The organism is Ralstonia sp. 25mfcol4.1 (assembly GCF_900104095.1).
GTDB lineage: Bacteria > Pseudomonadota > Gammaproteobacteria > Burkholderiales > Burkholderiaceae > Cupriavidus.
Genome location: NZ_FNJO01000019.1, coordinates 84,405 through 110,749 on the forward strand (window position 1 = coordinate 84,405; position 26,345 = coordinate 110,749).

The following is a 26,345-nucleotide window of genomic DNA, read 5'->3' on the forward strand; positions in this document are numbered from 1 at the left end:
ACAACCATGGGGGCAGGGGGGTGTTGCGGCGCCGGCGGGGCCGGCTACCAGCCGTGATAGTCGGCCGCCGTGTCGTAGCCGCCAAAGTGATCGGCCATGAAGTCGACAAAGGCGCGCACGCGGGCCGACAGCTTGTCGCGCGAGAGATACACCGCGTAGATATCGGCCGGCGGCGCCGACCATTCGGGCAGCACGTGCCGGAGCCGCCCGGAGCGCAGCAGCGGCGCCACCTCCCATTCGGAGCGCAGCAGGATGCCGTGCCCCTGGAGCGCCCAGTTCACCGCCACCTCGCCATCGTTGGTGGCCGCCGGGCCGCGCACCTTGACCGTCTCCTGACGGCCCGCCGCCTGCAGGTGCCAGGTGCCGTACGCGGTTTCGCTCTCGCGGATGACGATGCAGCGGTGCTGTTGCAGGGCGCGCGGCGACGCCGGCTCGCCATGGCGCGCCAGGTAGGCCGGCGCGGCGCACAGCAGCCGGCTGTTCGGCGCCAGTTTGCGCGCGTTGAGCCTGGCATCGGGCAGGTCGCCCACCAGGATGCCGACATCGAACCCTTCCTCGGCCAGGTTCAGCGCGCGGTCGGTGAGCTGCAGCTGGACTTCGACATCGGGATACGCCTGCAGGAAATCGCCCACCGCCGGCGCAATATGCCGGCGGCCAAAGCCAAGCGTGGCATTCACCCGCAGCAACCCGCGCGGTGCCACCCGGCTGCCGCCCAGTCCCTGTTCCAGTTCCTCCAGCTCGGCCAGGATGCGCCCGCCCTGGTCCAGGTAGGCCTCGCCCTCGGGCGTCACCGACAGTCGCCGGGTAGTGCGATTCAGCAGCCGCACGCCGAGCCTGCCCTCCAGCGCGGCCAGCCGCTTGCTGGCGGCCGAGGGGGTCAGGCCCAGTTGCTGAGCGGCGCCGGCCAGGCTGCCGCGCTTGACCAGCAGGATGAAGAAGGCGAGGTCCGAGAAGGTGTCCATAGCGGCGATCGTGCTGAAATCCGCCAGCGTGACTGGTGAATCCATGGCACGAATGAAATGCGATTGGCGAAATTATAGCGATGGATTCCGCGATTAGACTGCCTGTCATTCCATCCCCACAACAGGCAGGCAAGCAACATGGCCGGACGCACGCTGTATCGCAAGCTCGTGGAGTCGCACACCGTGGTCACGCTCGACGCTGACAACGTGCTGCTCTACGCCGATCTGCACATCATGAACGAGTACACCAGCCCGCAGGCCTTCGCGGGGCTGGCCGAGCACGGCCGCAAGGTGCCGGCGCCGGGCCAGCAACTGGCGGTGGTCGACCATATCATCCCGACGCACGCGGAGTCGCCGCGCGTGATCCAGGACCCGGCGTCGGCGCTGCAGGCACGCAATCTCAAGCGCAACTGCGATCTCCACGGCATCCCGCTGTTCGATACCAATGATCCGCTGCAGGGCATCGAACACGTCATCGCGCCAGAGCACGGCATGATCCGCCCCGGCATGGTCGTGCTGTGCGGCGACAGCCACACCACCACGTACGGCGCGTTTGGCGCGCTGGGGTTTGGCATCGGGACGTCCGAAGTGGAGCACGTACTGGCTACGCAGACGCTGGTCTACCGCTTGGCGCGCGACATGCGCATCCGCGTGGATGGCCTGCTGCCGTCGGGTACCACGTCGAAGGATCTGATCCTGCACATCATCTCGCGCATCAGCGCCCAGGGCGCGCGCGGCTACGTGGTGGAGTTCACGGGCAGCGCCATCCGTGCCCTGTCGATGGAAGCGCGCATGACCCTGTGCAACATGACGGTCGAGGCCGGCGCACGTGGCGCGCTGATCGCGCCCGATGCGACATCGGTGAACTACGTGCTGGAGCGCGCCGCCGATATCAACGGGGCGATGGCGCAGGCCGCGCGCGCGGCCTGGGCGCAACTGGCATCCGATGCCGATGCTGCCTTCGACACCGAACTGGTGTTCGATGCCTCGGCAGTGGAACCCTACGTGACCTGGGGCACCAGCCCCGACCAGGCGATCCCGGTTAGCGCCGCCGTGCCGCATCCGGCGGACGCCTCCGACGCCATCGCCCAGGCTTCGGCCGAACGCGCGCTGGACTATATCGGACTGGCGCCCGGCAGCCGGCTGCAGGGCCTGCCGGTGCAGCGCGTGTTCATCGGCTCCTGCACCAACGGGCGGATCGAGGATCTGCGTGCCGTGGCCGATGTGGTGCGTGGACACAAGGTGGCCGACGGCGTGCGCGCGATGGTCGTGCCGGGGTCCGGTGCCGTGCGCGAGCAGGCCGAGGCCGAGGGTATTGCCGCGCTGCTGCGGGAAGCCGGTTTCGAATGGCGCAAGCCCGGCTGCTCGATGTGCCTGGCCATGAACGACGACGTGCTGGCGCCCGGCGAACGCTGCGCGTCCACCACCAACCGCAATTTCGAGGGCCGCCAGGGCCGGGCGGGCCGCACCCACCTGATGAGCCCGGCGATGGCCGCCGCGGCCGCCATCACGGGCTGCATCACCGACGTGCGCCAGCTCGGCCTTTCCCGCTGACCGGAGACTCACAATGTCCGCATTCACCCTGATCGAAGGCACGGGCGCACCGCTGCCGTTGCCGAACCTGGACACCGACCAGATCATGCCCAAGCAGTTCCTGCGGGGCATCGACAAGGCCGGGCTGGACCGTGGCCTGCTCTACGACATGCGTTTCGACGAGCATGGCGCGCCGCGCCCGGATTTCGTGCTGAACCAGCCGGCCTGGCGCGATACCGGCGTGCTGGTGGCCGGCTCCAACTTCGGCTGCGGTTCCAGCCGCGAGCACGCCGTCTGGGGGCTGCAGCAGTACGGCATCCGCGCGGTCATCGCGCCCAGCTTCGGCGAGATCTTCTACTCGAACGCCATGAACAACCGCCTGCTGCTGGTGATGCTGCCCCAGGCCCAGGTGGATGTGCTGATGCGCGCCGTGAGCGACCCGACGGCACCGGCATCGATCCGCATCGATCTTGGCACGATGACCGTGGCCGCCGGAGACTTCACGGCGCCGTTCACGATGTCGGCCCGGCACTTCGACATGTTCCGGCGCGGGCTGGACATCATTGGCATGTCGCTGACCCACGCCGACGCCATTGCGGCATTCGCGCGCCGCCACCATGCGGCCAGCCCCTGGCTTCGCGATGTGGCCCGCACTACCATGGCCCGACTGGCGGGCTAAGGAGACAGGACGATGTTCGAAGGTTTCAAGACGCACCGGATCGACCATGACGGGGTACCGATCCACGCCGTGGTGGGCGGGGAGGGGCCGCCGCTGCTGCTGCTGCACGGGCACCCGCAGACGCACGTGATCTGGCACAAGGTGGCGGGCGAACTCGCGCGCCATTTCACGGTGGTGGCCACCGACCTGCGAGGCTATGGCGACAGCGGCAAGCCGGCCGGGCTGCCGGACCACAGCAACTACAGCAAGCGCGTGATGGCGGCCGACCAGCTGGCCGTCATGCGCCAGCTTGGCTTCGGGCGATTCCGGGTGCTGGCGCACGACCGGGGCGCCCGCGTGGCGCACCGGCTGGCGGTCGATCACCCGCAGGCCGTGGAAAAGCTGGTCACGCTCGACATCGCGCCGACGCTGGCCATGTACAACCAGACCAACGAGGCCTTTGCGCGTGCCTACTACCACTGGTTCTTCCTGATCCGCCCGGCGCCGTTCCCCGAAACGCTGATCGAGGCCGATCCGGCGCTGTACCTGCGCCAGACCATGGGCGGCCGCAGCGCCGGCATGACGCCGTTCACCGACGCCGCACTGGCCGAGTACCTGCGCTGCCTGAAGCTGCCCGGCGCCGCGCATGGCCTGTGCGAGGACTACCGGGCCAGCGCGGGTATCGACCTGGAGCACGATCGCGCCGACATCGAGGCCGGCCGAAAGGTCGAATGCGACATGCTGGCGTTGTGGGGCGCCAACGGTGCCGTGGAACAGTGTTTTTCACCTTTGGAAGAATGGCGCAAGATTGCGCGCCGGGTGACGGGCCATGCCATGCCCTGCGGGCACTACATCGCCGAGGAAGTACCCGAGCAATTGCTGGCCGAAGTCCTGCCGTTCCTGCGCGACTGATTATCAACAACTCTCTGATTTCTCAGAGATTTCTCTCCCCGCCGCAGCCGGCCGGCTGCGCGCGGCGGCCATGACAGACCGGGACGCGAGGGCCTGGGCGCGATCAGCCAATAAGACGTTTGCTTCACATCTGAAGAGGCTGCCACCTCGTTTCGGTTGATACGCCTGTTTCACTTCCCGTCTGCACGGTCGGCCATGTGCTGGCATCATCGCGAGCTGGAGGTTTTTTTGATGGGACTGCCGCGTTGCCTGCACATCCGTAGCCAGCAGGCGATTTACATGCATTCGTGAATGTATGTATAATCCGTCGCAAAAATTCCATCAAAATTTCTCCTCAGCTGTTAATTCCCACAATGACGTACCGATTTATTGCAAGCTGCCTCGCCATCTGGCTCGGGATCTGTGTTGCCGCGAGCTGGGTGGTAGAGCGGCTCTGGGCCTGACCCGTCCCGAGCGCCAAGGTGCTTTGGCGGGGCCGGCAGTCGATTTCGTCTAGTTGCCGAGTCACTCTCTTCGATGTCTTCATCCATGAAGACAGCACAACAAGAACGCCGCATGCATCTCGCCAAGTCACCCCGATCCCTGTTCGTCCTCCGTACCCTGGCCGTCGCCGCAGCCGTCGCTGGTGCCAGTTCGGCCGCCAGCGCCGAAGAGCTGGTGGGCTGGGCCCATCCGGCCGTGCACGTGGCCTATGGCCGCGATACCAGCCACGACGTCAACAAGTACGAGCTGGGCGTCAACTTCAACACGCCGATCCAGTACGGCAACCCGCAAGGCTGGCTGTTCCGGCTGCAGGCCGAGTTCAACGTGGCCGGCTGGGATGCACGCGGGGGCACCAACCAGCAGAACCTGTTCGAATTTGGCATTTCGCCGATCCTGCGCGTCGAAAAGCGCGGTGGCTACTTCGTGCCGTTCGCCGAAGCATCGGTGGGCCTGCGCGTGCTGACGCACACCGGCACGTCCGACGAACACCGCATGGGCAGCGCCTTCCAGTTCTCCGACATGCTCGGCGTGGGCGTGGGCTTTGGCAAGAACGCCAATACCGAGGTCGGTTTCCGGTTCCAGCACATTTCCAATGCCGGCATCAAGGAACCGAACCCGGGCAGCAACTTCTACACCGGCTACGTGCGCTATCGCTTCTGATCGCCGGCGTCAGGCGGCCCGGGTGCGGGCCCGGCCGCCGCGCAGCGCGTCGAAAAACGCCCACAGCTGGGGGGCATCGCCGGTGGCCACGTTGAAGCGGATCCACGGCGAATCGGTTTCATCGGGTTCGAAGTACGAACCGGGTGCCAGCCAGATGCCGTGCTCCAGCGCCAGCGTTGCCAGCTCGTTGCCAGTCAGTGCCGGCGCGCCGTCTTCCTGCGCCAGGCGGGCCCAGGCGAACATGCCGCCGTCGGGCCGCAGCATGATCTCCAGACCATGCGCTTCCATCTTTTCCGCCACCCGATCCTGTTGCGCGCGGAGCCGTTCGGCCAGCGCGGCCACGTGCCGGCCGTAGTGACCGCTGGTCAGCACCGAATACACGAGCCGTTCGGTGACTTCCGATGAAGTCAGGCCCACCGCCATCTTGGTCTGCGCGAAGGCCTTGGCCAGGTCCGGACTGGCCGCCAGGTAGCCCACCCGCAGCGACGGCGTGATCGTCTTCGAAAATCCATTGACGTAGATCACCTGCGACAGGCCGTCCATGGCCGCCAGCATCGGCGACCCGGCCGGCGCCAGTTCGCGATAGATATCGTCTTCCACCACCAGCAGCCGGTGCTGCTCGGCCAGTTGCAGCACGCGAAACGCATTCATGCTGGTCAGGCTGGCGCCGGTGGGGTTCTGCAGCACCGTGTTGACAAACAAGGCCCGGGGCGCGTGCTGGCGGATGGCATCTTCCAGCGCATCGGTGTCCAGGCCGGGCTCGGTACGATTGACGCCGATGGCGCGCAGGCCGGCCAGCCGCAAGATCTGCAACAGATTGCAATAGCACGGCGATTCCACGAGCACCGTGTCTCCGGGCCGGAGCAGGGTGCGCACCACCAGGTCCAGCGCCTGCGTGGCGCCCTGCGTCAACACGACCTGTTGGGCCTGCACGGGGATGCCGTACTGGCTCAGGTGCGTGGCGATGTGTTCGCGCAACGCGCCGAAGCCGTATGGGTGGCCGTATCCGGACACCTGCGCCGCCGGCACGCGCGCCGCGCTGCGCATGGCCTGGTGCAGGCCTTCTTCGTTGAGCCAGTCGCCGGGCAGCCAGCCGGCGCCCGCCTTGATCGGCACGGAATGGTCGGCGAAGACATCGGACAGCAGCCAGGCGGCATTGAGCGCCGGGGCTTCCCATTGCGACGTGCGCGCCTGGCCCGCCGGCGTGTGGCGATGGGCCACGGTGTAGCCAGAGCCCGGCCGGGCGGTCAGATAGCCCAGCGCCGTCAGGCGGCCATAGGCCTCCGCCACCGTGAAGGTGCTGACGTTGTGCTGCTGCGCGAAGCGCCGCACCGAGGGCAGGAGGGCGCCGGCTCGCAAGGCGCGCTGGTCCACCAGCCCGGCAATGCCGGCCACGATCTGTTCGGTCAGGGTTTCTCCGCCACGGCGGCTTCGTGCGAGGTTCAGGTTCAGCATGGGAGGGCTGCAAGGTGCGAAACCTGTACAGTGTACTGGCAACCCCTGCAGGATGCCCGAATTGGTGCGCTGCAGCGCGCAGGCCTTGTGCCGGATCGGTTTCAGGGCTGTGACAAGGACCGTGCCGCCGTCCGGCCGCGCCGCCGGCGGGGTGGTCACCTGTACGGTTGTCGGTGACTGAACTGTACGGTAAGGCGGCGATCTCGTGACCGTATATTCTTTACGCCAGACCTCGCCGGTAGAGTTGCCGGAAACCTCGGGCGCCGCATTTCGCGCGCCACCCCGCACACCGCACCAGGAGAACGTATGGACGCCGCCAAGACCGTGATTCCCGATCTCGAAGCCCTGTGGATGCCGTTTACCGCCAATCGCCAGTACAAGGCCGCCCCGCGCCTGCTGGCATCGGCCAGCGGCATGTACTACACGACCCACGATGGCCGCAAGGTTCTCGATGGCTGCGCCGGTCTCTGGTGCGTGGCCGCCGGCCATTCGCGCAAGGAGATCGTCGACGCGATCGCGCAGCAGGCTGCCACGCTGGACTATGCGCCGCCGTTCCAGATGGGCCATCCGCTGGAATTCGAGGCCGCCACCAAGGTGGCTGCACTGATGCCCAAGGGTCTGGATCGCATTTTCTTTACGAACTCGGGTTCGGAGTCGGTCGATACGGCGCTGAAGATCGCCCTGGCCTACCATCGCGCACGCGGCGAAGGCCAGCGCACGCGCATCATCGGCCGCGAGCGTGGCTACCACGGCGTCGGCTTTGGCGGGCTGGGCGTGGGTGGCATCGGCCCTAACCGCAAGATGTGGTCGGCCAACGTGATGCCGGGCACCGACCACCTGCCGGCCACGCTGAACATTGCCGAGGCGGCGTTCTCGAAGGGCCAGCCGCAATGGGGCGCCCATCTGGCCGATGACCTGGAACGGCTGGTCGCGCTGCACGATGCGTCGAACATCGCCGCCGTGATCGTCGAGCCGATGGCGGGTTCCGCCGGGGTGCTGATCCCGCCGGTCGGCTATCTGGAGAAACTGCGCGAGATCACCAGCAAGCACGGCATCCTGCTGATCTTCGACGAGGTGATCACCGCCTTTGGCCGTCTGGGCGCGGCCACCGCGGCAGAGCGCCTGAAGGTCACGCCGGACCTGATCACGATGGCCAAGGCCATCAACAATGCCGCCGTGCCGATGGGTGCCGTGGCCGTGCGCCGCGAAGTCCACGACGCCGTGATCAACGCCACGCCGCAGGGCGGCATCGAACTGCCGCACGGCTACACGTATTCCGGCCACCCGCTGGCGATGGCGGCCTGTATCGCCACGCTGGACCTGTACAAGCGCGACAAGCTGTTCGAACGCGCAGCCGAGCTGGCGCCGAAATTCGAGGCCGCCGTGCACGGGCTGCGTGGCGCGCCTTATGTGAAGGACATCCGCAACCTCGGCCTGGTGGCCGGCGTGGAACTGGAGTCGCGCCCCGGCGCACCGGGCGCGCGCGCATACGAGGCGTTCCTGAAATGCCTGGAGCTGGGTGTGCTGGTACGCTACACCGGCGACATCCTGGCGTTCTCGCCGCCGCTGATCATTTCCGAGGCCGAGATCGACCAGTTGTTCGACACCGTGCGCCAGGCCCTGCAGAGCATCCAGTAAGACCCGCCCGAGACATAGAGGAAGACCGCAGTGAACATCGCAGAAAACCGGCAGATTGCCGAAATCCATCACTACATCGGCGGCACCGTGCACCGTGCGGGCACGGACCGCTTTGCCGATGTCTTCAACCCGGCCACCGGTGACGTCGCTGCCCGCGTGGCCATGGGCACCCCCGACGACGTGGCCGCCGCCGTGGCCGCCGCCAAGGCGGCCTGGCCGGCCTGGGCCGAGATGCCGCCGCTGCGCCGGGCGCGCATCCTGTTCAAGTTCAAGGAACTGCTGGACCGCCACCACGACGACCTGGCCGCGCTGATCACGCGCGAGCACGGCAAGGTGTTTTCCGATGCCAAGGGCGAAGTCACGCGCGGCATCGAGGTGGTGGAGTTCGCCTGCGGCATTCCGAACCTGCTCAAGACCGATTTCACCGACAACATCGGCGGCGGCATCGACAACTGGAACCTGCGCCAGCCGCTGGGCGTGGTGGCCGGCATCACGCCGTTCAACTTCCCGGTGATGGTGCCGATGTGGATGTTCCCGGTGGCGCTGGCGTGCGGCAACACGTTCGTGCTCAAGCCGTCGGAGCGTGACCCGTCGCCAAGCCTGCTGATCGCCGACCTGCTCAAGCAGGCGGGGCTGCCCGATGGCGTGTTCAACGTGGTGCAGGGCGACAAGGCGGCCGTGGATGCGCTGCTGGCGCACCCCGACGTGCAGGCGCTGTCGTTCGTCGGCTCCACGCCGATCGCCGAATACATCTACACCGAAGGCACGAAGCACGGCAAGCGTGTGCAGGCACTGGGCGGCGCCAAGAACCACCTGGTGGTGATGCCCGATGCCGATCTGGACCAGGCCGTCGATGCCCTGATCGGGGCCGCCTACGGCTCGGCCGGCGAGCGCTGCATGGCGATCTCGGTGGCCGTGGCGGTTGGCGAGGTGGCCGACAAGCTCGTGCCGCGCCTGGCCGAACGTGCCGCATCGCTGAAGATCCGCAACGGCATGGAAGGCGACGCCGAAATGGGTCCGCTGGTCACGGCCGCGCACAAGGCCAAGGTCGAGGGCTATATCGCCAAGGGCGTGGCCGAGGGCGCGAAGCTGGTGACCGATGGCCGCGGCCACAAGGTGGACGGCCACGAGAACGGCTTCTTCGTCGGCGGCACGCTGTTCGACAACGTCAAGCCGGACATGACGATCTACAAGGAAGAGATCTTCGGCCCGGTGCTGTCGGTGGTACGCGTGGATGATTTTGCCGAGGCGGTGGACCTGATCAATCGTCACGAATTTGGCAACGGTGTGTCGTGCTACACCAGCGATGGCGGCATCGCCCGTGCGTTCGCCCGCCAGATCCAGGTGGGGATGGTCGGCATCAACGTGCCGATTCCGGTGCCGATGGCCTGGCATTCGTTCGGTGGCTGGAAGCGCTCGTTGTTCGGCGATCACCACGCCTACGGCGAGGAAGGCGTGCGCTTCTACACGCGCTACAAGAGCGTGATGCAGCGTTGGCCCGACAGCATCGCCAAGGGCGCGGAGTTCACCATGCCGGTGGCGAAGTAAATCGCAGATTCCTGATTCCCTGATGCCGGACGGCATCGTCGTCTTGAAGGCGCCCCGAACGGGGCGCTTTTTTTTGTCCGTGCGCCAGCAGGGTCGGGCGCGTCGCGGTGACGTGGCTCCGCCATGACAACCGCGCCCCCGGCGCGTATCATCGCGCCCTTCCGCTGGCGCCCCCTGTCTTCCCACCATCCAAAAGATGTGCGGCCCAGGCCGCCGGCGCGACTTGTACAACCTATAGTCAATGCACTGATTTTCGCCCGGAGCCGCCCATGAGTCTCTTCCGCACCAAGAACATCGAATCCATGCTGGATGTCAGCGAGCATGATGGATTGCGCAAGGTGCTGGGGCCGGTGGATCTGGTGCTGATGGGTATTGGCGCCATCATCGGCACGGGCATCTTCGTGCTGACCGGCACCGGCGCGCTGACGGCCGGGCCGGCGTTGACCGTGTCGTTTGTGATTGCGGCCATGGCCTGTGGCTTTGCAGCGTTGTGCTACGCAGAATTTGCGTCCGCGATTCCTGTTTCCGGATCGATCTACACCTACAGCTACGCCACGCTGGGCGAGATCATCGCGTGGATGATCGGCTGGGACCTGCTGCTCGAATACGGGCTGGCTACCTCGGCGGTGTCGGTGGGGTGGTCTGGCTACTTCCAGTCGCTTGTCGCCGGCTTCGAGCTGCACCTGCCGGCCGCGATCACGGCCGCGCCGGGCGCCGTGCCGGGCGTCCATACGCTGGTGAACCTGCCCGCCATCCTGATCATGCTGGCGATCACGTGGGTGGTGTCGTACGGCGTGCGCGAGTCGGCGCGGCTCAACAACGTGATGGTGGCCATCAAGATCACCGTGGTGCTGCTGTTCATCGCGGTGGGCGTCTGGCATGTGAAGCCGGCCAACTGGCAGCCGTTCGCGCCGTTCGGCTTCACGGGCATCTTCAACGCGGCGGCGCTGGTGTTCTTCGCGTTCATCGGCTTCGATGCCGTGACCTCGGCGGCCGAGGAGGTGCGCAACCCGGGCCGCGACCTGCCGATCGGCATCATCGGGTCGCTGGCGGTCTGCACCATCCTGTACGTGGCGGTGGCGGCCATCATGACCGGCATCGTGCCCTTCATGAAGTTCGAGGGCGTCGATCATCCGGTGTCGCTGGCGCTGCAGTACGCGGGGCAGAACTGGGTGGCCGGGTTTGTGGACCTGGGCGCCATCCTGGGCATGACCACGGTGATCCTGGTGATGACCTACGGCCAGACGCGCATCATCTTTGCGATGTCGCGCGATGGCCTGCTGCCCGAGGCCCTGTCAGCCGTCCACCCCGTCCACGCCACGCCTTTCACGGCCACCTGGACGGTGGGTATCGTATTTTCGGCCATCGCCGGGTTCGTGCCGCTGAACGTGCTGGCGGAACTGATCAATATCGGCACGCTGTCGGCCTTCACGCTGATCTCGATTGCCACGCTGGTGCTGCGCCGTACGCAGCCGAACCTGCCGCGCACGTTCCGCTGCCCCGGCGTGCCGGTGGTGCCGCTGTTGTCCGTGGCGTTTTGTCTATTTCTGATGGCGCACCTGCAGAAGCTGACGTGGATCGCGTTCCTCTGCTGGCTGGCGCTGGGTTTGGTGATCTACTTCGCCTACTCGCGCCGCAACGCCGTGCTGCACAACCACGGCGGCGACGCCCAGGGCTGATCAGCGCGCGCTGGCCTGCTCGAAGAAGGCGCGCGAGCGCGGCTCGCCCGCGTAGGCCGAATTGATGCGCACCCAGGCCGATGTCTCGCCGCCGGGACGGAAGAAATGCCCCGGTGCCAGCGAGATGCCATGGGTCTCGGCCATCGCCACCAGCTCGCGCGAGTCCTCGATCGCGGGCGAGCGGGCCCACAGGAAGTTGCCGCCGGCCGGCTCGCAGAATACCTCCCAGCCGTACTGGCCCAGGATCTTCACGGCATCGGCCGTCACCTCGCGCGTGCGCACGCGCAGCCGCTCCACGTATTTGCGATAGGCGCCGCGCTCCAGCATCGTCGCCGTCACGGCTTCGGCAAAATGCGATCCCGCCACGCTGGTCAGCACCTTCACGTCGATCAGGTCCTTGATCAGCGCCTTGTCCGCGACGATATAGCCCACGCGCAGCGCGGCCGACACCGTCTTCGAAAAGCCGCCGATGTAGATCACGTGTTCGAGCTGGTCCAGCGTGGCCAGCCGGTCGGTGAAATTGAGCTGGAAGTCCGAAAAGATGTCGTCTTCGACGAACCGGAAATTGTGCCTGCGCGCCAGTTCGAGCAGGCGGAACGCCACGGGCGGCGCCAGCGTGGAGCCAGTGGGGTTCTGCAGCACGCTATTGGTGAAGAACAGCTTGGGCTTGTGGTCGCGCAGGAGCCGCTCGCAGGCCTCGGAGTCGGGGCCGTTCGGCGTGTGCGGCACGCCCACCAGCTGCACGCCATGCATGCGCAGCAACCCGAACAGGTTGTAGTAGCCGGGGTCTTCCACGAAGACCGTATCGCCCGGCTTCAGCAGATGGCGCACGATCAGGTCCAGCGCCTGGCTGGCGCCCGAGGTGATCAGCACCTGGGACAGCTCCGCCTCGATCCCCACCTGCCGCGCGCGCGTCAGCACATGCTTGCGCAGCGCCGGGTGGCCCAGCGGGGTGGCGTAGTGGATCACGCTGTCGATGTCGTGCCGGGTGATATGGCGGATGGCCTGCGTCAGCCCCTCCACATCGCGCCATTCCTCGGGCACGAAGCCCCCCGCCAGCTTCAGGGTGCCGCTGGGATGGTGGAACTGGTCGATGATATGCAGCGACAGGTCTTCGGCCAGGCTCGGGTCCGACCATCCGCGCCCGCGGCGCCCCGTCAGCGCGCTCTCGGCCACGTAGAAGCCCGAACCCTGGCGCGAATCGACCAGACCTTGCGACACCAGCCGGTCGTACGCCTCGATGACCGGAAACCGGCTGATGCCGTGTTCGGCGGCCAGTGCGCGGATCGACGGCAGGCGGGCGCCCGGCGTGGCCTCGCGCGAGCTGATCCAGTCCTTCACGCCCAGCACGATCTGTTCGGTCAGGGGCACGCCGGTAGAGGAATCGATGACGAGTTTCATGGGTGACGGGGACGGCAACTGTCAGTCAAAACTACTGAACAGTTCAACGAAAACTGTTCGGAACTGTGCATGGGATTGTAGTCCCCGCCATGAATAATGGAAGCGTGGTGCAGCGCCCCCTTTTGCCTCCGATCCTTTGATCCAGAGCGGCTGCACCGGCAAGACAAGGAGACACCCATGCGTGAACTCAGGACTTTCGAACTCGACGAACCCGGCCGGCCCGTCAGCTGGCGTGCGCGCCACGGCCAGAGCGTGACCGCGCTGGAAGGCAGCCTGTGGCTGACCCTGGAAGGGCAGATGGCCGACATCTGGCTGCGCCCCGGCGATGTGTACGCGCTGGTCGAAGGCGACCGCGTCTGGCTGTCCGGCGAGGCGCCGGTGGCCCGCTTCCTGCTGACCGAGACGCCGGCGCGGTGGTCGCTGCGCCGTGCGGTGTTCGTCGTCCGCCAGCTCAAGCGTCGCTGGGACGCCCGCAAGACCGACGCCTTCGGCGACTGCCCGCAGATCCACGCCTGACAGGGCGTCAGATACTTTCTCCTGGGATCCGGAGCCGCCATCGTCACCTTCGCCGACCTCCCGCGGCGAAGCGGCGGCTTCCGGGCCCTTCTTCCGCATTCTTCCCGGTTTTCCCCCCTTTTTCCGTCCCCGCCGCCGTGCGACGATGCCAGCCATGGCCCTCGGTGCTTTCCCGCGCCCCTGGACTTACGTTAACGTAAACGTCATATAATCGTCCGGCCCTGTCAGTGCGGTCGCAGAACCGCCGGCGCATCGCCAGCATGGGCAGCCAGCCACATAACAGAGCGGTGGAGACAATGACTGATCTTTCGGATGTGAGCAGGACGGCGGCCGCGCGGCCGCGGGCGACCCCGGCGACCCAAGGGCAGGGCCCGGCCAACAAGGTGCGCTTTGTCACCGCCGCGTCGCTGTTCGACGGCCATGACGCATCGATCAACATCATGCGGCGCATCCTGCAGTCGCATGGCTGCGAAGTGATTCATCTGGGTCACAACCGCTCCGTCCACGAGGTGGTGACCGCCGCCTTGCAGGAAGACGTGCAGGGCATCGCCATCTCCAGCTACCAGGGCGGCCACGTCGAATACTTCAAGTACATGATCGATTTGCTGCGCCAGCACGGCGGCGAACACATCCAGGTGTTCGGCGGCGGCGGCGGCGTGATCGTGCCCGACGAGATCCGCGAACTGCAGGCCTACGGCGTGGCGCGCATCTACAGCCCCGAAGACGGCCAGCGCATGGGCCTGGCCGGCATGATCGCCGACATGGTGCAGCGGTGTGATATCGACCTGACCCGCTACGCGCCCTCCACGCTCGATGCGGTGACCGCTGGCGACCGCCGCGCGCTGGCGCAACTGATCACCGCGCTGGAAAACGGCAAGGCCGCGCCGGCGCTGACCAGTGCGCTGCAGGAGCGGGCCGGGGCTTCCACCACACCGGTGCTGGGCATTACCGGCACGGGCGGCGCGGGCAAGTCGTCGCTGACCGACGAACTGATCCGCCGCTTCCGCCTGGACCAGCAGGACGCGCTTTCCATCGCCGTGATCTCGATCGACCCGTCGCGGCGCAAGTCCGGCGGCGCACTGCTGGGCGACCGCATTCGCATGAATGCGATCAACCATCCGAACATCTTCATGCGGTCTCTGGCCACGCGCGATGCCGGCTCGGAGATCTCTCAGGCGCTGCCGGACGTGATCGCGGCCTGCAAGGCGGCCGCCTTCGATCTGGTGATCGTCGAGACGTCGGGCATCGGCCAGGGCGACGCGGCCATCGTGCCGCATGTGGACCTGTCGCTCTACGTGATGACGCCCGAGTTTGGCGCCGCGAGCCAGCTGGAAAAGATCGACATGCTCGACTTTGCCGATTTCGTCGCGATCAACAAGTTCGACCGCAAGGGCGCGCAGGACGCCTGGCGCGACGTGGCCAAGCAGGTGCAGCGCAACCGCGAGCAGTGGCACGCCAGGACCGACGAGATGCCGGTCTACGGCACGCAGGCATCGCGCTTCAACGACGACGGCGTGACCATGCTCTACCAGGGCCTCGTGGCATCGCTGGCCGAGCGCGGCCTGAATGTGGGGCCGGGCGTGCTGCCCAAGCTGGCCGGCCGTATTTCGTCGGGCCAGAACGTGATCGTTCCGCCGGCGCGCAACCGCTATCTGGCCGAGCTTGCCGATACGGTGCGCGCTTACCATCGGCGCGTGGCCGAACAGAGCCGCCTGGCGCGCGAACGTCAGCAACTGCGCGCAGCCGGTGCGATGCTGAAATCGTCGAATAGCGATGCCGACGGGCAGGCGCTCGAATTGCTGGCTGCCGAGCGCGATGCATCGCTGGGCAGCGTGGAACGCAAGCTGCTGGCGATGTGGCCGCAGATGCAGGCCGCCTACAGCGGCGACGAGTACGTCGTAAGGATCCGGGACAAGGAAATCCGCACCGGCCTGGTGACGACCACGCTGTCCGGGACGAAGATTCGCAAGGTCGTGCTGCCGCGCTTCGAGGACGAAGGCGAGATCCTGAAATGGCTGATGCGCGAGAACGTGCCGGGCAGCTTCCCGTACACGGCCGGCGTCTTCGCCTTCAAGCGCGAGGGGGAAGACCCCACGCGCATGTTCGCGGGCGAGGGCGACGCATTCCGTACCAACCGCCGCTTCAAGCTGGTGTCCGAGGGCATGGACGCCAAGCGCCTGTCCACCGCGTTCGATTCGGTCACGCTCTACGGCGAAGACCCGCACGAGCGCCCCGACATCTACGGCAAGGTGGGGAACTCGGGCGTGTCGATCGCCACGCTCGACGACATGAAGGTGCTGTACGAGGGCTTTGACCTGACCAGCCCCAGCACGTCGGTGTCGATGACCATCAACGGCCCGGCGCCAACCATCCTGGCCATGTTCATGAACACGGCCATCGACCAGAATCTGGACAAATTCCGAGCCGATAACCAGCGCGAGCCGACCGCCGACGAAGAGGCCAAGATTCGCGCCTGGGTGCTGCAGAATGTGCGCGGCACGGTGCAGGCGGACATCCTCAAGGAAGACCAGGGGCAGAACACCTGCATCTTCAGCACCGAGTTCTCGCTGAAGGTGATGGGCGACATCCAGGAGTACTTCGTCCACCACCAGGTGCGCAACTTCTATTCGGTGTCGATCTCGGGGTATCACATTGCCGAGGCCGGCGCGAACCCGATCTCGCAACTGGCGTTCACGCTCGCCAACGGCTTCACGTTCGTGGAAGCCTACCTGGCGCGCGGCATGCATATCGACGACTTCGCGCCGAACCTGTCGTTCTTCTTCTCGAACGGCATGGACCCCGAGTACAGCGTGCTGGGCCGCGTGGCGCGCCGCATCTGGGCCGTGACGATGCGCGACAGGTACGGCGCCAACGAGCGCAGCCAGAAGCTCAAGTACCACATCCAGACGTCGGGCCGGTCGCTGCACGCGCAGGAGATCGACTTCAACGACATCCGCACCACGCTGCAGGCGCTGATCGCCATCTACGACAACTGCAACTCGCTGCACACCAACGCCTATGACGAAGCCATCACCACGCCCACGGCCGAATCGGTGCGCCGGGCGCTGGCGATCCAGCTGATCATCAACCGCGAATGGGGCGTGGCCAAGTGCGAGAACCCCAACCAGGGCAGCTTCCTGACCGAAGAACTGACCGACCTGGTGGAAGAGGCGGTGCTGCAGGAGTTCGAGCGCATCGCCGAGCGGGGCGGCGTGCTGGGCGCGATGGAAACCGGCTACCAGCGCGGCAAGATCCAGGAGGAATCGCTGTACTACGAGCAGCTCAAGCACGACGGCACGCTGCCCATCATCGGCGTGAATACCTTCCGGAATCCGAATGGCGACCCGACGCCACAAACGCTGGAACTGGCGCGGTCGAGCGAGGCGGAAAAGCAGAGTCAGCTGACCCGCCTGGCGGAATTCCACGGCCGCCATGGCGCAGAGGCCCCGGCCATGCTGGAGCGGCTGCGCCAGGCCGTGATCGACAATGGCAATGTATTCGCGGTGTTGATGGATGCGGTGCGCGTGTGCTCGCTGGGGCAGATCACGCATGCGCTGTTCGAGGTGGGCGGCCAGTACCGTCGCAACATGTAAAAAACCCGCCGTGAATGGCGGGCGGCCGGTTCACGGCGCGGAGCACTGGGGCTACACTCTTTGCTCCGTCGCCGTCAGGCCATCCATTCCCGAGACACCCATGCAAGCCGAGTACGACAGCAACAACATCTTCGCCCGCATCCTGCGTGGCGAACTCCCGTGCTTCAAGATCTACGAGGACGCCGACGCGATCGCGTTCATGGACATCATGCCGCAATCCGACGGCCACGCACTGGTGGTGCCGAAGGAGGCTGCCGTGGATCTGTTCGGCCTTTCCGAAAAGGGTGCGGCCGCGGCGATCCGCGTCACCCAGATCGTGGCCCGTGGCGTGCGCGAGGCATTCCAGCCCGACGGCGTGGTGATCAGCCAGTTCAACGGCGCGGCGGCCGGCCAGACCGTGCCGCACGTGCATTTCCATATCGTGCCGCGCTATGCCGACCAGTCCCTGCGCGGCCACGCCCGCCAGCAGCAGGACATGGAACTGCTCAAGCAGCATGCCGCACGCGTGGTAGCTGCCCTGGCCAGGCTGCAGGGCTGAACGGCGACCTTCGGCCGTCCCCTCAGCCGTCCGTCAGGCGCACCGAATCTAGCAGACCCATCCAATCATTGAAATAGCAAGGAAGCGAGACATGGCAATCAAGACAGTGGGCATCGTGGGTGCCGGCACGATGGGCAACGGTATTGCGCAGGCCTGCGCGGTGGCGGGGCTGGACGTGGTGATGGTCGATATCAGCGACGCCGCCGTGCAGAAGGGCATCGCCACGGTGGCCGGCAGCATGGACCGCCTGATCAAGAAGGAAAAGGCCACCGAGGCCGACAAGGCGGCCGCGCTCGCGCACATCCACGGCAGCACGTCGTATGACGATCTGAAGCGCGCCGACATCGTCATCGAGGCGGCCACGGAAAACTTCGACCTGAAGGTCAAGATCCTGAAGCAGATCGATGGCCTCGTCGGCCCGGACGTGATCATTGCGTCGAACACGTCGTCGATTTCGATCACGAAGCTGGCCGCCGTGACGTCCCGCGCCGACCGCTTCATCGGCATGCACTTCTTCAACCCGGTGCCGATGATGGCGCTGGTGGAACTGATTCGCGGCCTGCAGACCAGCGACGCCGCGCACGCCGATGTCGAGGCCCTGGCGAAGCAGCTGGGCAAGTACCCGATCACGGTCAAGAACAGCCCGGGCTTCGTGGTCAACCGCATTTTGTGCCCGATGATCAACGAGGCGTTCTGCGTGCTGGGCGAAGGCCTGGCATCGCCGGAAGAAATCGACGAAGGCATGAAGCTGGGCTGCAACCATCCGATCGGCCCGCTGGCCCTGGCCGACATGATTGGCCTGGATACGATGCTGGCGGTGATGGAAGTGCTGTACACCGAGTTCGCCGATCCGAAGTACCGCCCGGCGATGCTGATGCGCGAAATGGTGGCTGCGGGCTACCTGGGCCGCAAGACCGGCCGCGGCGTGTACGTGTATTCGAAGTAAGCCGGTCGCCGGTGCCGCTCCTCTCCCCGCAAGGCGGGAGAGGAGTCCCGGCAGTGCGGTCGAACTACTCCCCGTACTGCCGCAATCCCTCCAGATCGAGCACGTCGATCACGCCGTAGTCCACGCGCACCAGTCCCTGCTGTTCCAGCACCTTCAGGGCCTGGTTGGCACGCTGGCGCGAAATGCCGGCCAGCAGGCCGATTTCTTCCTGCGAGATCTCGAGCGTCGAGCCGATGGCCGGATACAGGTGTTCGTTGAACAGCGATGACACCGCGCGGGCCACGCGCGAATCGATGTCGAGCAGCCGCTCGTATTCGACCGCCGCGATGAACTGGCCGAGCCGCTCGTTGAACTGCATCAGCAGGAAGCGCGTGAACGGCAGGCTGGTATCCAGCAACCACTGAAAAGTTTCGCGTGGGACGAAAGCGATACGCGAGCGCCGCAGCGCCATCACGTCGTACTTGCGGATTTCCTGCTTGAGCACGGCGCCTTCGCCGAACCAGCCGCCGGTGGGCACGCCGGTGAAGGTGACCGACTTGCCCGATGGCGACACGGTGGTGATCTTGACGATGCCCTCCACCACGCCCAGCCAGTGCTCGGCCATTTCACCTTTGTGACAGACGTAATCACCTTGTGCGTATTCGCGCACGGTCATCACACGTTTGACACGATCGCGCTGTTCGGGGCTCAGGTCGGCGGCCCAGGCGCAGCGGTCGATGAACGAGAAGGTGTCGGCGGCAGGCATTGCGCTCCCGTAGGGATTAACCCGGAATTGTCGCCGGCGCGACAACCCGGCGGAATGGCATCGGCTATCTTACGATCACCCGGAACCGCCCCTGCCAGCATTCCTCACCCAACAAGGCAAGGCGGGCGTGATGCGGTGCGGCAATCGTCGCACCGGACAAGGCGCGCCCAGTATAGCGACCGGTCTGGCGGCTTGATACCCGGCATGGTCCCTAGGCCATCCGAAGGGGAGAGGAGACAGCGATGCAGGAATCGTCGGCAACGACCTTTCCGCGATGGCTGCTGGCGCATGCCCGGCAGCGGCCCGATCATCCGGCCTATCGCGAGAAGGATCTCGGTATCTGGCAGACCTACAGCTGGCAGCAGGCAGCGGCCGAAGTGCGCGCGCTGGCCTGTGGCCTGGCCGCGCTGGGCTACCGCCGGGGCATGAACCTGGCCGTGGTCGGCGACAACCGTCCGCGCCTGTACTGGGCGATGACCGCCGCGCAGGCGCTGGGTGGCGTGCCCGTGCCGCTCTATCAGGACGCCATTGCGGGCGAGATGGTCTATGTGCTCGACGACGCCGAGATCGAATTCGCCATCGTCGAAGACCAGGAACAGGTCGACAAGCTGCTGGAAGTGGAATCGCAACTGGCGTCGCGCGGCCGCGCCGTACGCCATGTCATCTACGAAGACCCGCGCGGGCTGCGCGACTACGATCATCCGTCGTTGCTGTCGTACGAACGCGTGCAGGAAATAGGCCGCGAATTCGATCGGGCGAATCCAGGTTTCTACGATGCGCAGGTGCAGGCGGGCGCGCCCGATGACACCGCGATCATCCTCTATACGTCGGGCACGACCGGCAAGCCGAAGGGGGTCTGCCATGCGCACGCGGGCCTGATCGGCGCCGCGCGCAACGGCTGCCAGTTCGACGGGCTCGGCGCCGATGACGACGTGCTGTCGTATCTGCCGATGGCCTGGGTGGGCGACAACCTGTTCTCGTACGCGCAGGCCATGGTGGCCGGCTTCACCGTGAACTGTCCCGAGTCGCGCGAAACCGTGATGACCGACCTGCGCGAGATCGGCCCCACGTACTACTTTGCGCCGCCGCGCATCTATGAGGGACTGCTCACGCAGGTCATGATCCGCATGGAAGACGCGGGCTGGGTGAAGCGCCGCCTGTTCCACTGGGCGATGGGCGTGGCGCGCCGGTGCGGATCGGACATCCTGGACAAGCGCCCCGTGCCGGCGCTGGATCGCCTGCGTTACGGAATTGGCGAAATTCTGATCTACGGGCCGTTGCGCAATGTGCTGGGCATGAGCCGTATCCGGGTGGGCTACACGGCGGGCGAGGCCATCGGGCCGGACCTGTTCCGCTTCTACCGCTCGATCGGCATCAACCTGAAGCAGTTCTACGGCCAGACCGAGACCTGCGCCTATGTGTGCCTGCAGCCGGACGGCCAGGTGAAGTTCGATTCGGTGGGCCCGGCCGCGCCGGGCATGGAGATCCGCATCGCCGACAACGGCGAGGTGCTGGTGCGCGGCGTAGGCCTGCTCAAGGCCTACTACAAGCGCGACGATGCCACGCGCGAGGCCATCAACGACGAGGGCTACTTCATGACCGGCGACGCCGGCGTGATCGATGCCGACGGGCACCTGAAGATCATCGACCGTGCCAAGGACGTGGGCAAGCTGGCCGACGGGTCGATGTTCGCGCCCAAGTACATCGAGAACAAGCTCAAGTTCTTCCCGTACATCAAGGAGGCGGTGGCATTCGGCACCGGCCGCGACCGCGTCTGCGCGTTCATCAATATCGACTTCGATGCGGTGGGCAACTGGGCCGAGCGCCGCCACCTGCCGTATGCCGGCTACGTGGACCTGGCGGGCCAGCCGGATGTGATCGCCATGATTGCCGAATGCGTGGAGCAGGTGAACGCCGACCTGGCCGCCGACGCGATGCTGGCCGGCTCGCAGGTGGCGCGCTTTCTGATCCTGCACAAGGAGCTGGACCCCGATGACGACGAACTGACGCGGACGCGCAAGGTGCGGCGCGGCTTTATCGCCGAGAAATACGCGGTGCTGGTGGACGCGCTGTACGCGGACAAGCCGGAGCAGTTCATCGACACGCGCGTGAAGTTCGAGGATGGCCGCGAGGGCAGTGTGTCGGCCACGCTGAAGCTGGTGGACGTCAAGCGATTCCCGCCCGTGGGCGGCGCGCGCGCGGCGTGAGACAGGGAGACGCACAGATGACGGCAACCCAGACAGCGTGGCAGGGCGGCATGGCCCGTGTCGATGCCACGGGCACCATGGCGTCGCCCGGCACCATCGCCCCGCCGGGCCAGGCGGACACCATCCACGGCGACAGCCCGCGCACCGGCGACGCCCATCGGCCCGATGCCCCGGCCCACGCCAGCACGCGCGGCGACGTGATTCTGGACCTGCAGAACATCTCGCTCTCGTTTGGCGGCGTGAAGGCGCTGACCGATATCTCGTTCGACGTCTGCGAGCACGAGATCCGCGCCATCATCGGCCCGAACGGCGCCGGCAAGAGTTCGATGCTGAACGTGATCAACGGCGTGTATCACCCGCAGCAGGGCCGCATCGTGTTCCGGGGGCAGGAGCGCCGCAAGATGCATCCGACGGCCGCTGCCCGCCAGGGCATCGCGCGCACGTTCCAGAACATCGCGCTGTTCAAGGGCATGACCGTGCTCGACAACATCATGACGGGCCGCAACACGCAGTTCCGCACCGGCATGCTGGCGCATGCGCTGTGGTGGGGTCCGGCGCGCGCCGAGGAAATGCGCCATCGCCGCAAGGTGGAGGAAGTGATCGACTTCCTGGAGATCCAGGCCATCCGCAAGACGCCGGTGGGGCGCCTGCCATACGGGCTGCAGAAGCGCGTGGAGCTGGCGCGCGCGCTGGCGGCGGAACCGTCGATGCTGCTGCTCGACGAGCCGATGGCCGGCATGAACGTGGAAGAGAAGCAGGACATGTGCCGCTTCATCCTGGACGTGAACCAGCAGTTCGGCACCACCATCGTACTGATCGAGCACGACATGGGCGTGGTGATGGATATCTCCGACCGTGTGGTGGTGCTCGATTACGGCAAGAAGATCGGCGACGGCACGCCGGCCGAGGTCAAGGCCAACCCCGACGTGATCAAGGCCTACCTGGGTACTTCCCACTGAAGAAATCAGGAAACTACGATGACATTCTTCTTCGAAATCCTGATCGGCGGGCTGCTTTCGGGGCTGATGTATTCGCTGGTGGCGCTGGGCTTCGTGCTGATCTACAAGGCGTCGGGCGTGTTCAACTTCGCGCAGGGCGCGATGGTGTACTTTGCGGCGCTGGCGGTGGTGGGGCTGATGGACAAAGGCTTGCCGATGTGGGCGGCCGTGATCGGCGCCTTTATCGTCATGATCGTGGTCGGCATGAGCACCGAGCGCCTGGTGCTGCGCAAACTGGTGAACCAGCCGCCCATCACGCTGTTCATGGCCACCATCGGCCTGTCGTTTTTCCTTGAAGGCCTGGGCCCCCTGCTGTTCGGCAACGAGGTGCGGCCGATCCAGCTGGGCATCGTCGATGAGCCCATCGAGTCGATCCTGACCCACTTCAATATCGTGGTGTCGAAGTTCGACCTGGCCGCCGCGCTGATTGCCGCCGTGCTGGTGGCGGTGCTGGCGCTGTTCTTCCAGTACACGAAGGTGGGCCGTGCGCTGCGCGCGGTGGCCGACGATCACCAGGCGGCGCTGTCGCTGGGCATTCCGCTGCAGAACATCTGGGCCATTGTCTGGGGCGTGGCCGGCTTTGTCGCGCTGGTGGCGGGCATGCTCTGGGGATCGCGCAACGGGGTGCAGTTTGCGCTGACCTTGACCGCGCTCAAGGCGCTGCCGGTGCTGATCCTGGGCGGCTTCACGTCGGTGCCGGGCGCCATCGTCGGCGGCCTGATCATCGGCGCATCGGAAAAACTGGCCGAGATCTATATCCCGCCCGTGTTCCAGTCGGCGTTCGGCGGCAACTTCGGCGGGATCGAAGGCTGGTTCCCGTATGTGTTTGCGCTGCTGTTTCTGCTCGTGCGGCCAGAGGGGCTATTCGGAGAAAAACACATTGACCGCGTATAGCGGGCCCATGTGTTGTCGGCGAAGGCTGACTTTGCGCAGCAAAGTCAAGTCGCGCAGCGGCGGCCGGAGGCAAAAGCATCCGCCACGCCGTCACGCATGCTGAAATTTGGAGAATTTCATGCTCTACCGCGAATCCGGACAGTTCAAGACCAGCTACGTTGCCGACAGCCAGATCTTCCCGATCCGGCAAGATCGTATTTTCTTTGCTTTGTTGATGGCGGTGGCGTTCGTCGTCATCCCGTTCGCAGGCAGCGAATACTGGTTCAACGCCATCCTGACGCCGTTCCTGATCTTCTCGCTGGCTGCGCTGGGCCTGAACATCCTCACCGGCTATGCCGGACAGCTATCGCTGGGCACGGCGGCCTTCATGGCCGTGGGGGCCTATGCAGCCTATAACTTCCAGCTGCGGATCGAAGGCATTCCGGTGGTGCTGACGTTCATCCTGGCCGGACTGTCGTCGGCACTGGTGGGCGTGGCATTCGGGCTGCCGTCGCTGCGGATCAAGGGCTTCTACCTGGCCGTGGCCACGCTGGCCGCGCAGTTCTTCGTGGTGTGGGCGCTGACCAAGTTCCCCTGGTTCTCGAACAACAGTTCGTCGGGCGTGATCACGGCGCAGCGGCTGGACCTGTTCGGCGTGGCGTTCGATACCCCGATCAGGAAGTACCTGTTCGTGCTGGCCATCGTCACGGTGCTGGCGATGCTGGCCAAGAACCTGGTGCGCTCGGCCACGGGCCGCGCCTGGATGGCCGTGCGCGACATGGACGTGGCTGCCGAGGTCATCGGCATTCCGCTGATGCGCACCAAGCTGCTGGCCTTCGCCGTCAGCTCGTTCTACTGCGGCGTGGCGGGCGCGCTGTACGCGTTCTGCTATCTGGGATCGGTGGAGCCGGACGGCTTTTCGCTGGACCTGTCGTTCCGCATCCTGTTCATGATCATCATCGGCGGGGTGGGCAGCATCCTGGGGTCGTTCCTGGGCGCGGCGTTCATCCTGCTGCTGCCGATCTTTCTCGATAACGTGCTGCCCGCGCTGGCCGCGCTGCTGCACCTGCCGTTCACGAACGCCACGGTGTCGCATATCCAGCTCATGGTGTTCGGCGCGCTGATCATCTTTTTCCTGATCGTCGAGCCACATGGCCTGGCCCGGCTCTGGCAGATTGCCAAGGAGAAGCTCCGCCTCTGGCCATTCCCCCATTAGTCGTTCCCATAACAACGCCCGTTCGAGGTGAAGGAGACTGTGATGACAACCGTATTCCGCAATGTGCAGCGCGCCGCCCTGGTGGTCAGCGTCGCGGCTGCCCTGCTGGCGCCGGCCCTGCCGGCCCTGGCGCAGGCCAATGACCAGTTCGTGGCGCTGCCCAGCTACCGCGTCGGCCCGTATGGCTCGAACGGGCAATCGTTCTATGGCGGATTTGTCGATTACCTGAACTACGTCAACCTCAAGGAGGGGGGCGTCAACGGCGTGAAGCTGTCGTGGGAAGAGTGCGAGACCGAGTACAACAACGCCAAGGGCGTGGAGTGCTATGAGCGCCTGAAGGCCAAGAACGGCCAGAGCAAGGGCACTGCGTATCACACGATGTCCACCGGCATTTCGTACGCGCTGGTCGACAAGACCGCCGCCGACAAGGTGCCGCTGGTGATGATGGGCTACGGCCGCACCGACGCCGTGGACGGATCGGTGTTCCCGTACGCATTTCCGCTGGTCACCACGTACCAGATGCAGGTGTCGGCCATCGTGAAGTACCTGGCGTCGAAGAACGGCGGGTCGCTGGCCGGCAAGAAGATCGTCTACCTGTATCACGACTCGGCCTACGGCAAGGAGCCGATCGTCGCGCTGGAGGCCGAGGCCAGGCTCGGCAAGTTCAACCTGGTGGAGATCCCGGTGGCGCACCCCGGTAACGAGCAGGGCGCGCAATGGCTGAAGATCCGCCAGGAAAACCCCGACTATGTGATCTTCTGGGGCTGGGGCGTGATGAACCAGACCGCGCTGAAGGCGGCCCAGAAGGTGGGATTCTCGCGCGAAAAGATGATCGGGTCGTGGTGGGCCGGGTCCGAGGAGGACACCACGCCGGCTGGCGACGCCGCCAAGGGCTACATGAGCGCCACGTGGAATGTGGCCGGCAAGAGCGTGCCGCTGATCGCCGATATCGAGAAGGTGGTCTACGGCGCCAACAAGGGCAACATGCAGGACCGCAACAAGGTGGGCTCGGTGCTCTATAACCGTGGCGTGTCGGCGGCGGTGGTGACGGTGGAGGCCATCCGCGTGGCACAGGGCAAGTTTGGCAAGGGCAAGGTCATGACCGGCGACGAGATGCGCTGGGCCTTCGAGAACCTGAACCTGACGAGCGCTCGCCTGCAGCAACTGGGCGCCACGGGCCTGCTGCCCGAGATCAAGACCAGCTGCGACAACCACGAAGGATCGGGCAAGGTGAAGATCCAGCAGTGGGACGGCACCAAGTGGGTGGTGGTGTCGGACTGGATCGAGGGCAACAAGAACCTGATCCACCCGCTGTTCAAGGCCACGGCCGCGCAGTACGCCAAGGAGAAGGGCATCACGCCGGCGTGCGTGAAGTCGTAAGGCTTCAGGGTTGCCGGCGGTTTCTCCCTCCCTCGTAAGGCGGGAGAGCGGAGTGTGCAGTGGTCCAATTTCCTCAGACAGGTCGATAGGTGGAAAATCACGATCGACGAGGAAAGACGACATGACAAAGCAACGCCGCAAGTTTGACGCCGCCTTCAAGCTGGAGGTAGTCCGGATGGTCCGGGATCAGGGCCTATCGGTCGCCGAGGTTTGCCACACGATGGCGATTGGGGAGACCGCCCTACGGCGCTGGCTGGTCCAGTATGACCTTGAAGTGGCTGGCGGCAAGGGAGTGGGCAAGCCGCTGACGCCTGAGCAGCAGCGCATTCGCCAGCTCGAAGAGGAAAACCGCCGCCTGAAGGAGGACAACCTGATCCTAAAAAAGGCATCGGCCTTCTTCGCCC

General features: G+C 65.8%; 21 protein-coding genes. 17 read left to right on the forward strand and 4 right to left on the reverse strand.

The genetic code is table 11. From position 1 onward, the window contains the following. Window positions 1-44 precede the first annotated feature (44 nt). Window positions 45-962, reverse strand: coding sequence for a LysR family transcriptional regulator (locus BLQ58_RS25510; protein WP_092603067.1), 918 nt, complete (start codon window positions 960-962; stop codon window positions 45-47). 138 nt (window positions 963-1,100) lie between these two features. Here BLQ58_RS25510 and leuC point away from each other — a divergent pair, with 138 nt between their 5' ends. The 4 genes from leuC to BLQ58_RS25530 all read left to right on the forward strand — a co-directional run bounded on the left by leuC (window position 1,101) and on the right by BLQ58_RS25530 (window position 5,208). Continuing rightward, window positions 1,101-2,516, forward strand: coding sequence for a 3-isopropylmalate dehydratase large subunit (leuC, locus tag BLQ58_RS25515; protein ID WP_092603011.1), 1,416 nt, complete (start codon window positions 1,101-1,103; stop codon window positions 2,514-2,516). Between the two features lie 13 nt (window positions 2,517-2,529). After that, window positions 2,530-3,174 carry a 3-isopropylmalate dehydratase small subunit gene (gene leuD, locus BLQ58_RS25520; RefSeq protein WP_092603013.1) on the forward strand — a complete coding sequence of 215 codons (645 nt, stop codon included), beginning with the start codon at window positions 2,530-2,532 and terminating at the stop codon, window positions 3,172-3,174. A gap of 12 nt (window positions 3,175-3,186) precedes the next feature. Then, window positions 3,187-4,065 carry an alpha/beta fold hydrolase gene (locus tag BLQ58_RS25525; protein ID WP_092603015.1) on the forward strand — a complete coding sequence of 293 codons (879 nt, stop codon included), beginning with the start codon at window positions 3,187-3,189 and terminating at the stop codon, window positions 4,063-4,065. A 555-nt stretch (window positions 4,066-4,620) separates the two neighbouring features. After that, window positions 4,621-5,208 carry an acyloxyacyl hydrolase gene (locus BLQ58_RS25530; protein ID WP_254776150.1) on the forward strand — a complete coding sequence of 196 codons (588 nt, stop codon included), beginning with the start codon at window positions 4,621-4,623 and terminating at the stop codon, window positions 5,206-5,208. A gap of 9 nt (window positions 5,209-5,217) precedes the next feature. On the opposite strand, the gene BLQ58_RS25535 is transcribed toward BLQ58_RS25530, so the two are convergent. After that, window positions 5,218-6,663 carry an aminotransferase-like domain-containing protein gene (locus BLQ58_RS25535; RefSeq protein ID WP_092603019.1) on the reverse strand — a complete coding sequence of 482 codons (1,446 nt, stop codon included), beginning with the start codon at window positions 6,661-6,663 and terminating at the stop codon, window positions 5,218-5,220. A gap of 306 nt (window positions 6,664-6,969) precedes the next feature. Between BLQ58_RS25535 and BLQ58_RS25540 the strand changes: the two genes are divergently transcribed. From BLQ58_RS25540 to BLQ58_RS25550, 3 genes are all read left to right on the forward strand, one after another. Further along, a complete protein-coding gene (locus tag BLQ58_RS25540; protein WP_092603021.1) occupies window positions 6,970-8,301 on the forward strand; it encodes an omega-aminotransferase AptA in 1,332 nt (443 codons plus the stop codon). 30 nt (window positions 8,302-8,331) lie between these two features. Next, on the forward strand, window positions 8,332-9,849 hold the full coding sequence (locus tag BLQ58_RS25545; protein ID WP_092603023.1) for a CoA-acylating methylmalonate-semialdehyde dehydrogenase: 1,518 nt from the start codon (window positions 8,332-8,334) through the stop codon (window positions 9,847-9,849). Between the two features lie 269 nt (window positions 9,850-10,118). Then, window positions 10,119-11,528 carry a branched-chain amino acid transporter BcaP gene (locus tag BLQ58_RS25550; RefSeq protein ID WP_092603025.1) on the forward strand — a complete coding sequence of 470 codons (1,410 nt, stop codon included), beginning with the start codon at window positions 10,119-10,121 and terminating at the stop codon, window positions 11,526-11,528. Here the strand turns inward: BLQ58_RS25550 and BLQ58_RS25555 are convergent, their stop codons facing one another. Continuing rightward, the gene (locus tag BLQ58_RS25555) at window positions 11,529-12,929 is read right to left on the reverse strand and encodes an aminotransferase-like domain-containing protein (RefSeq protein ID WP_092603027.1); all 1,401 of its coding nucleotides are present in this window, start codon (window positions 12,927-12,929) and stop codon (window positions 11,529-11,531) included. Window positions 12,930-13,106: 177 nt separating this feature from the next. Between BLQ58_RS25555 and BLQ58_RS25560 the strand changes: the two genes are divergently transcribed. The 4 genes from BLQ58_RS25560 (at window position 13,107) to BLQ58_RS25575 (ending at window position 18,522) form a co-directional block, all read left to right on the forward strand. Beyond that, window positions 13,107-13,445, forward strand: coding sequence for a DUF2917 domain-containing protein (locus tag BLQ58_RS25560; protein ID WP_092603029.1), 339 nt, complete (start codon window positions 13,107-13,109; stop codon window positions 13,443-13,445). A gap of 296 nt (window positions 13,446-13,741) precedes the next feature. Beyond that, complete coding sequence (gene icmF, locus BLQ58_RS25565) at window positions 13,742-17,038, forward strand: fused isobutyryl-CoA mutase/GTPase IcmF (protein ID WP_092603031.1); 3,297 nt, start codon at window positions 13,742-13,744, stop codon at window positions 17,036-17,038. Between the two features lie 100 nt (window positions 17,039-17,138). Next, complete coding sequence (locus BLQ58_RS25570) at window positions 17,139-17,576, forward strand: HIT family protein (RefSeq protein ID WP_092603033.1); 438 nt, start codon at window positions 17,139-17,141, stop codon at window positions 17,574-17,576. A 91-nt stretch (window positions 17,577-17,667) separates the two neighbouring features. Beyond that, complete coding sequence (locus BLQ58_RS25575; RefSeq protein WP_092603035.1) at window positions 17,668-18,522, forward strand: 3-hydroxybutyryl-CoA dehydrogenase; 855 nt, start codon at window positions 17,668-17,670, stop codon at window positions 18,520-18,522. A gap of 64 nt (window positions 18,523-18,586) precedes the next feature. On the opposite strand, the gene BLQ58_RS25580 is transcribed toward BLQ58_RS25575, so the two are convergent. Continuing rightward, entirely contained in the window at window positions 18,587-19,267 is a 681-nt protein-coding gene (locus BLQ58_RS25580) for a Crp/Fnr family transcriptional regulator (RefSeq protein WP_092603037.1), read from the reverse strand. A gap of 242 nt (window positions 19,268-19,509) precedes the next feature. Between BLQ58_RS25580 and BLQ58_RS25585 the strand changes: the two genes are divergently transcribed. The 6 genes from BLQ58_RS25585 to BLQ58_RS25610 form a co-directional block, all read left to right on the forward strand. Then, the gene (locus BLQ58_RS25585; RefSeq protein WP_092603039.1) at window positions 19,510-21,474 is read left to right on the forward strand and encodes an AMP-dependent synthetase/ligase; all 1,965 of its coding nucleotides are present in this window, start codon (window positions 19,510-19,512) and stop codon (window positions 21,472-21,474) included. Window positions 21,475-21,491: 17 nt separating this feature from the next. Then, complete coding sequence (locus BLQ58_RS25590; protein WP_092603041.1) at window positions 21,492-22,433, forward strand: ABC transporter ATP-binding protein; 942 nt, start codon at window positions 21,492-21,494, stop codon at window positions 22,431-22,433. 18 nt (window positions 22,434-22,451) lie between these two features. After that, complete coding sequence (locus BLQ58_RS25595; protein ID WP_092603043.1) at window positions 22,452-23,366, forward strand: branched-chain amino acid ABC transporter permease; 915 nt, start codon at window positions 22,452-22,454, stop codon at window positions 23,364-23,366. A gap of 118 nt (window positions 23,367-23,484) precedes the next feature. Continuing rightward, on the forward strand, window positions 23,485-24,561 hold the full coding sequence (locus BLQ58_RS25600; protein WP_092603045.1) for a branched-chain amino acid ABC transporter permease: 1,077 nt from the start codon (window positions 23,485-23,487) through the stop codon (window positions 24,559-24,561). Between the two features lie 42 nt (window positions 24,562-24,603). Further along, on the forward strand, window positions 24,604-25,941 hold the full coding sequence (locus BLQ58_RS25605; protein WP_092603047.1) for an ABC transporter substrate-binding protein: 1,338 nt from the start codon (window positions 24,604-24,606) through the stop codon (window positions 25,939-25,941). Between the two features lie 121 nt (window positions 25,942-26,062). Beyond that, window positions 26,063-26,345, forward strand: a 283-nt coding sequence (locus BLQ58_RS25610) for a transposase (RefSeq protein ID WP_139186175.1), incomplete at its 3' end; no start/stop codon positions are given.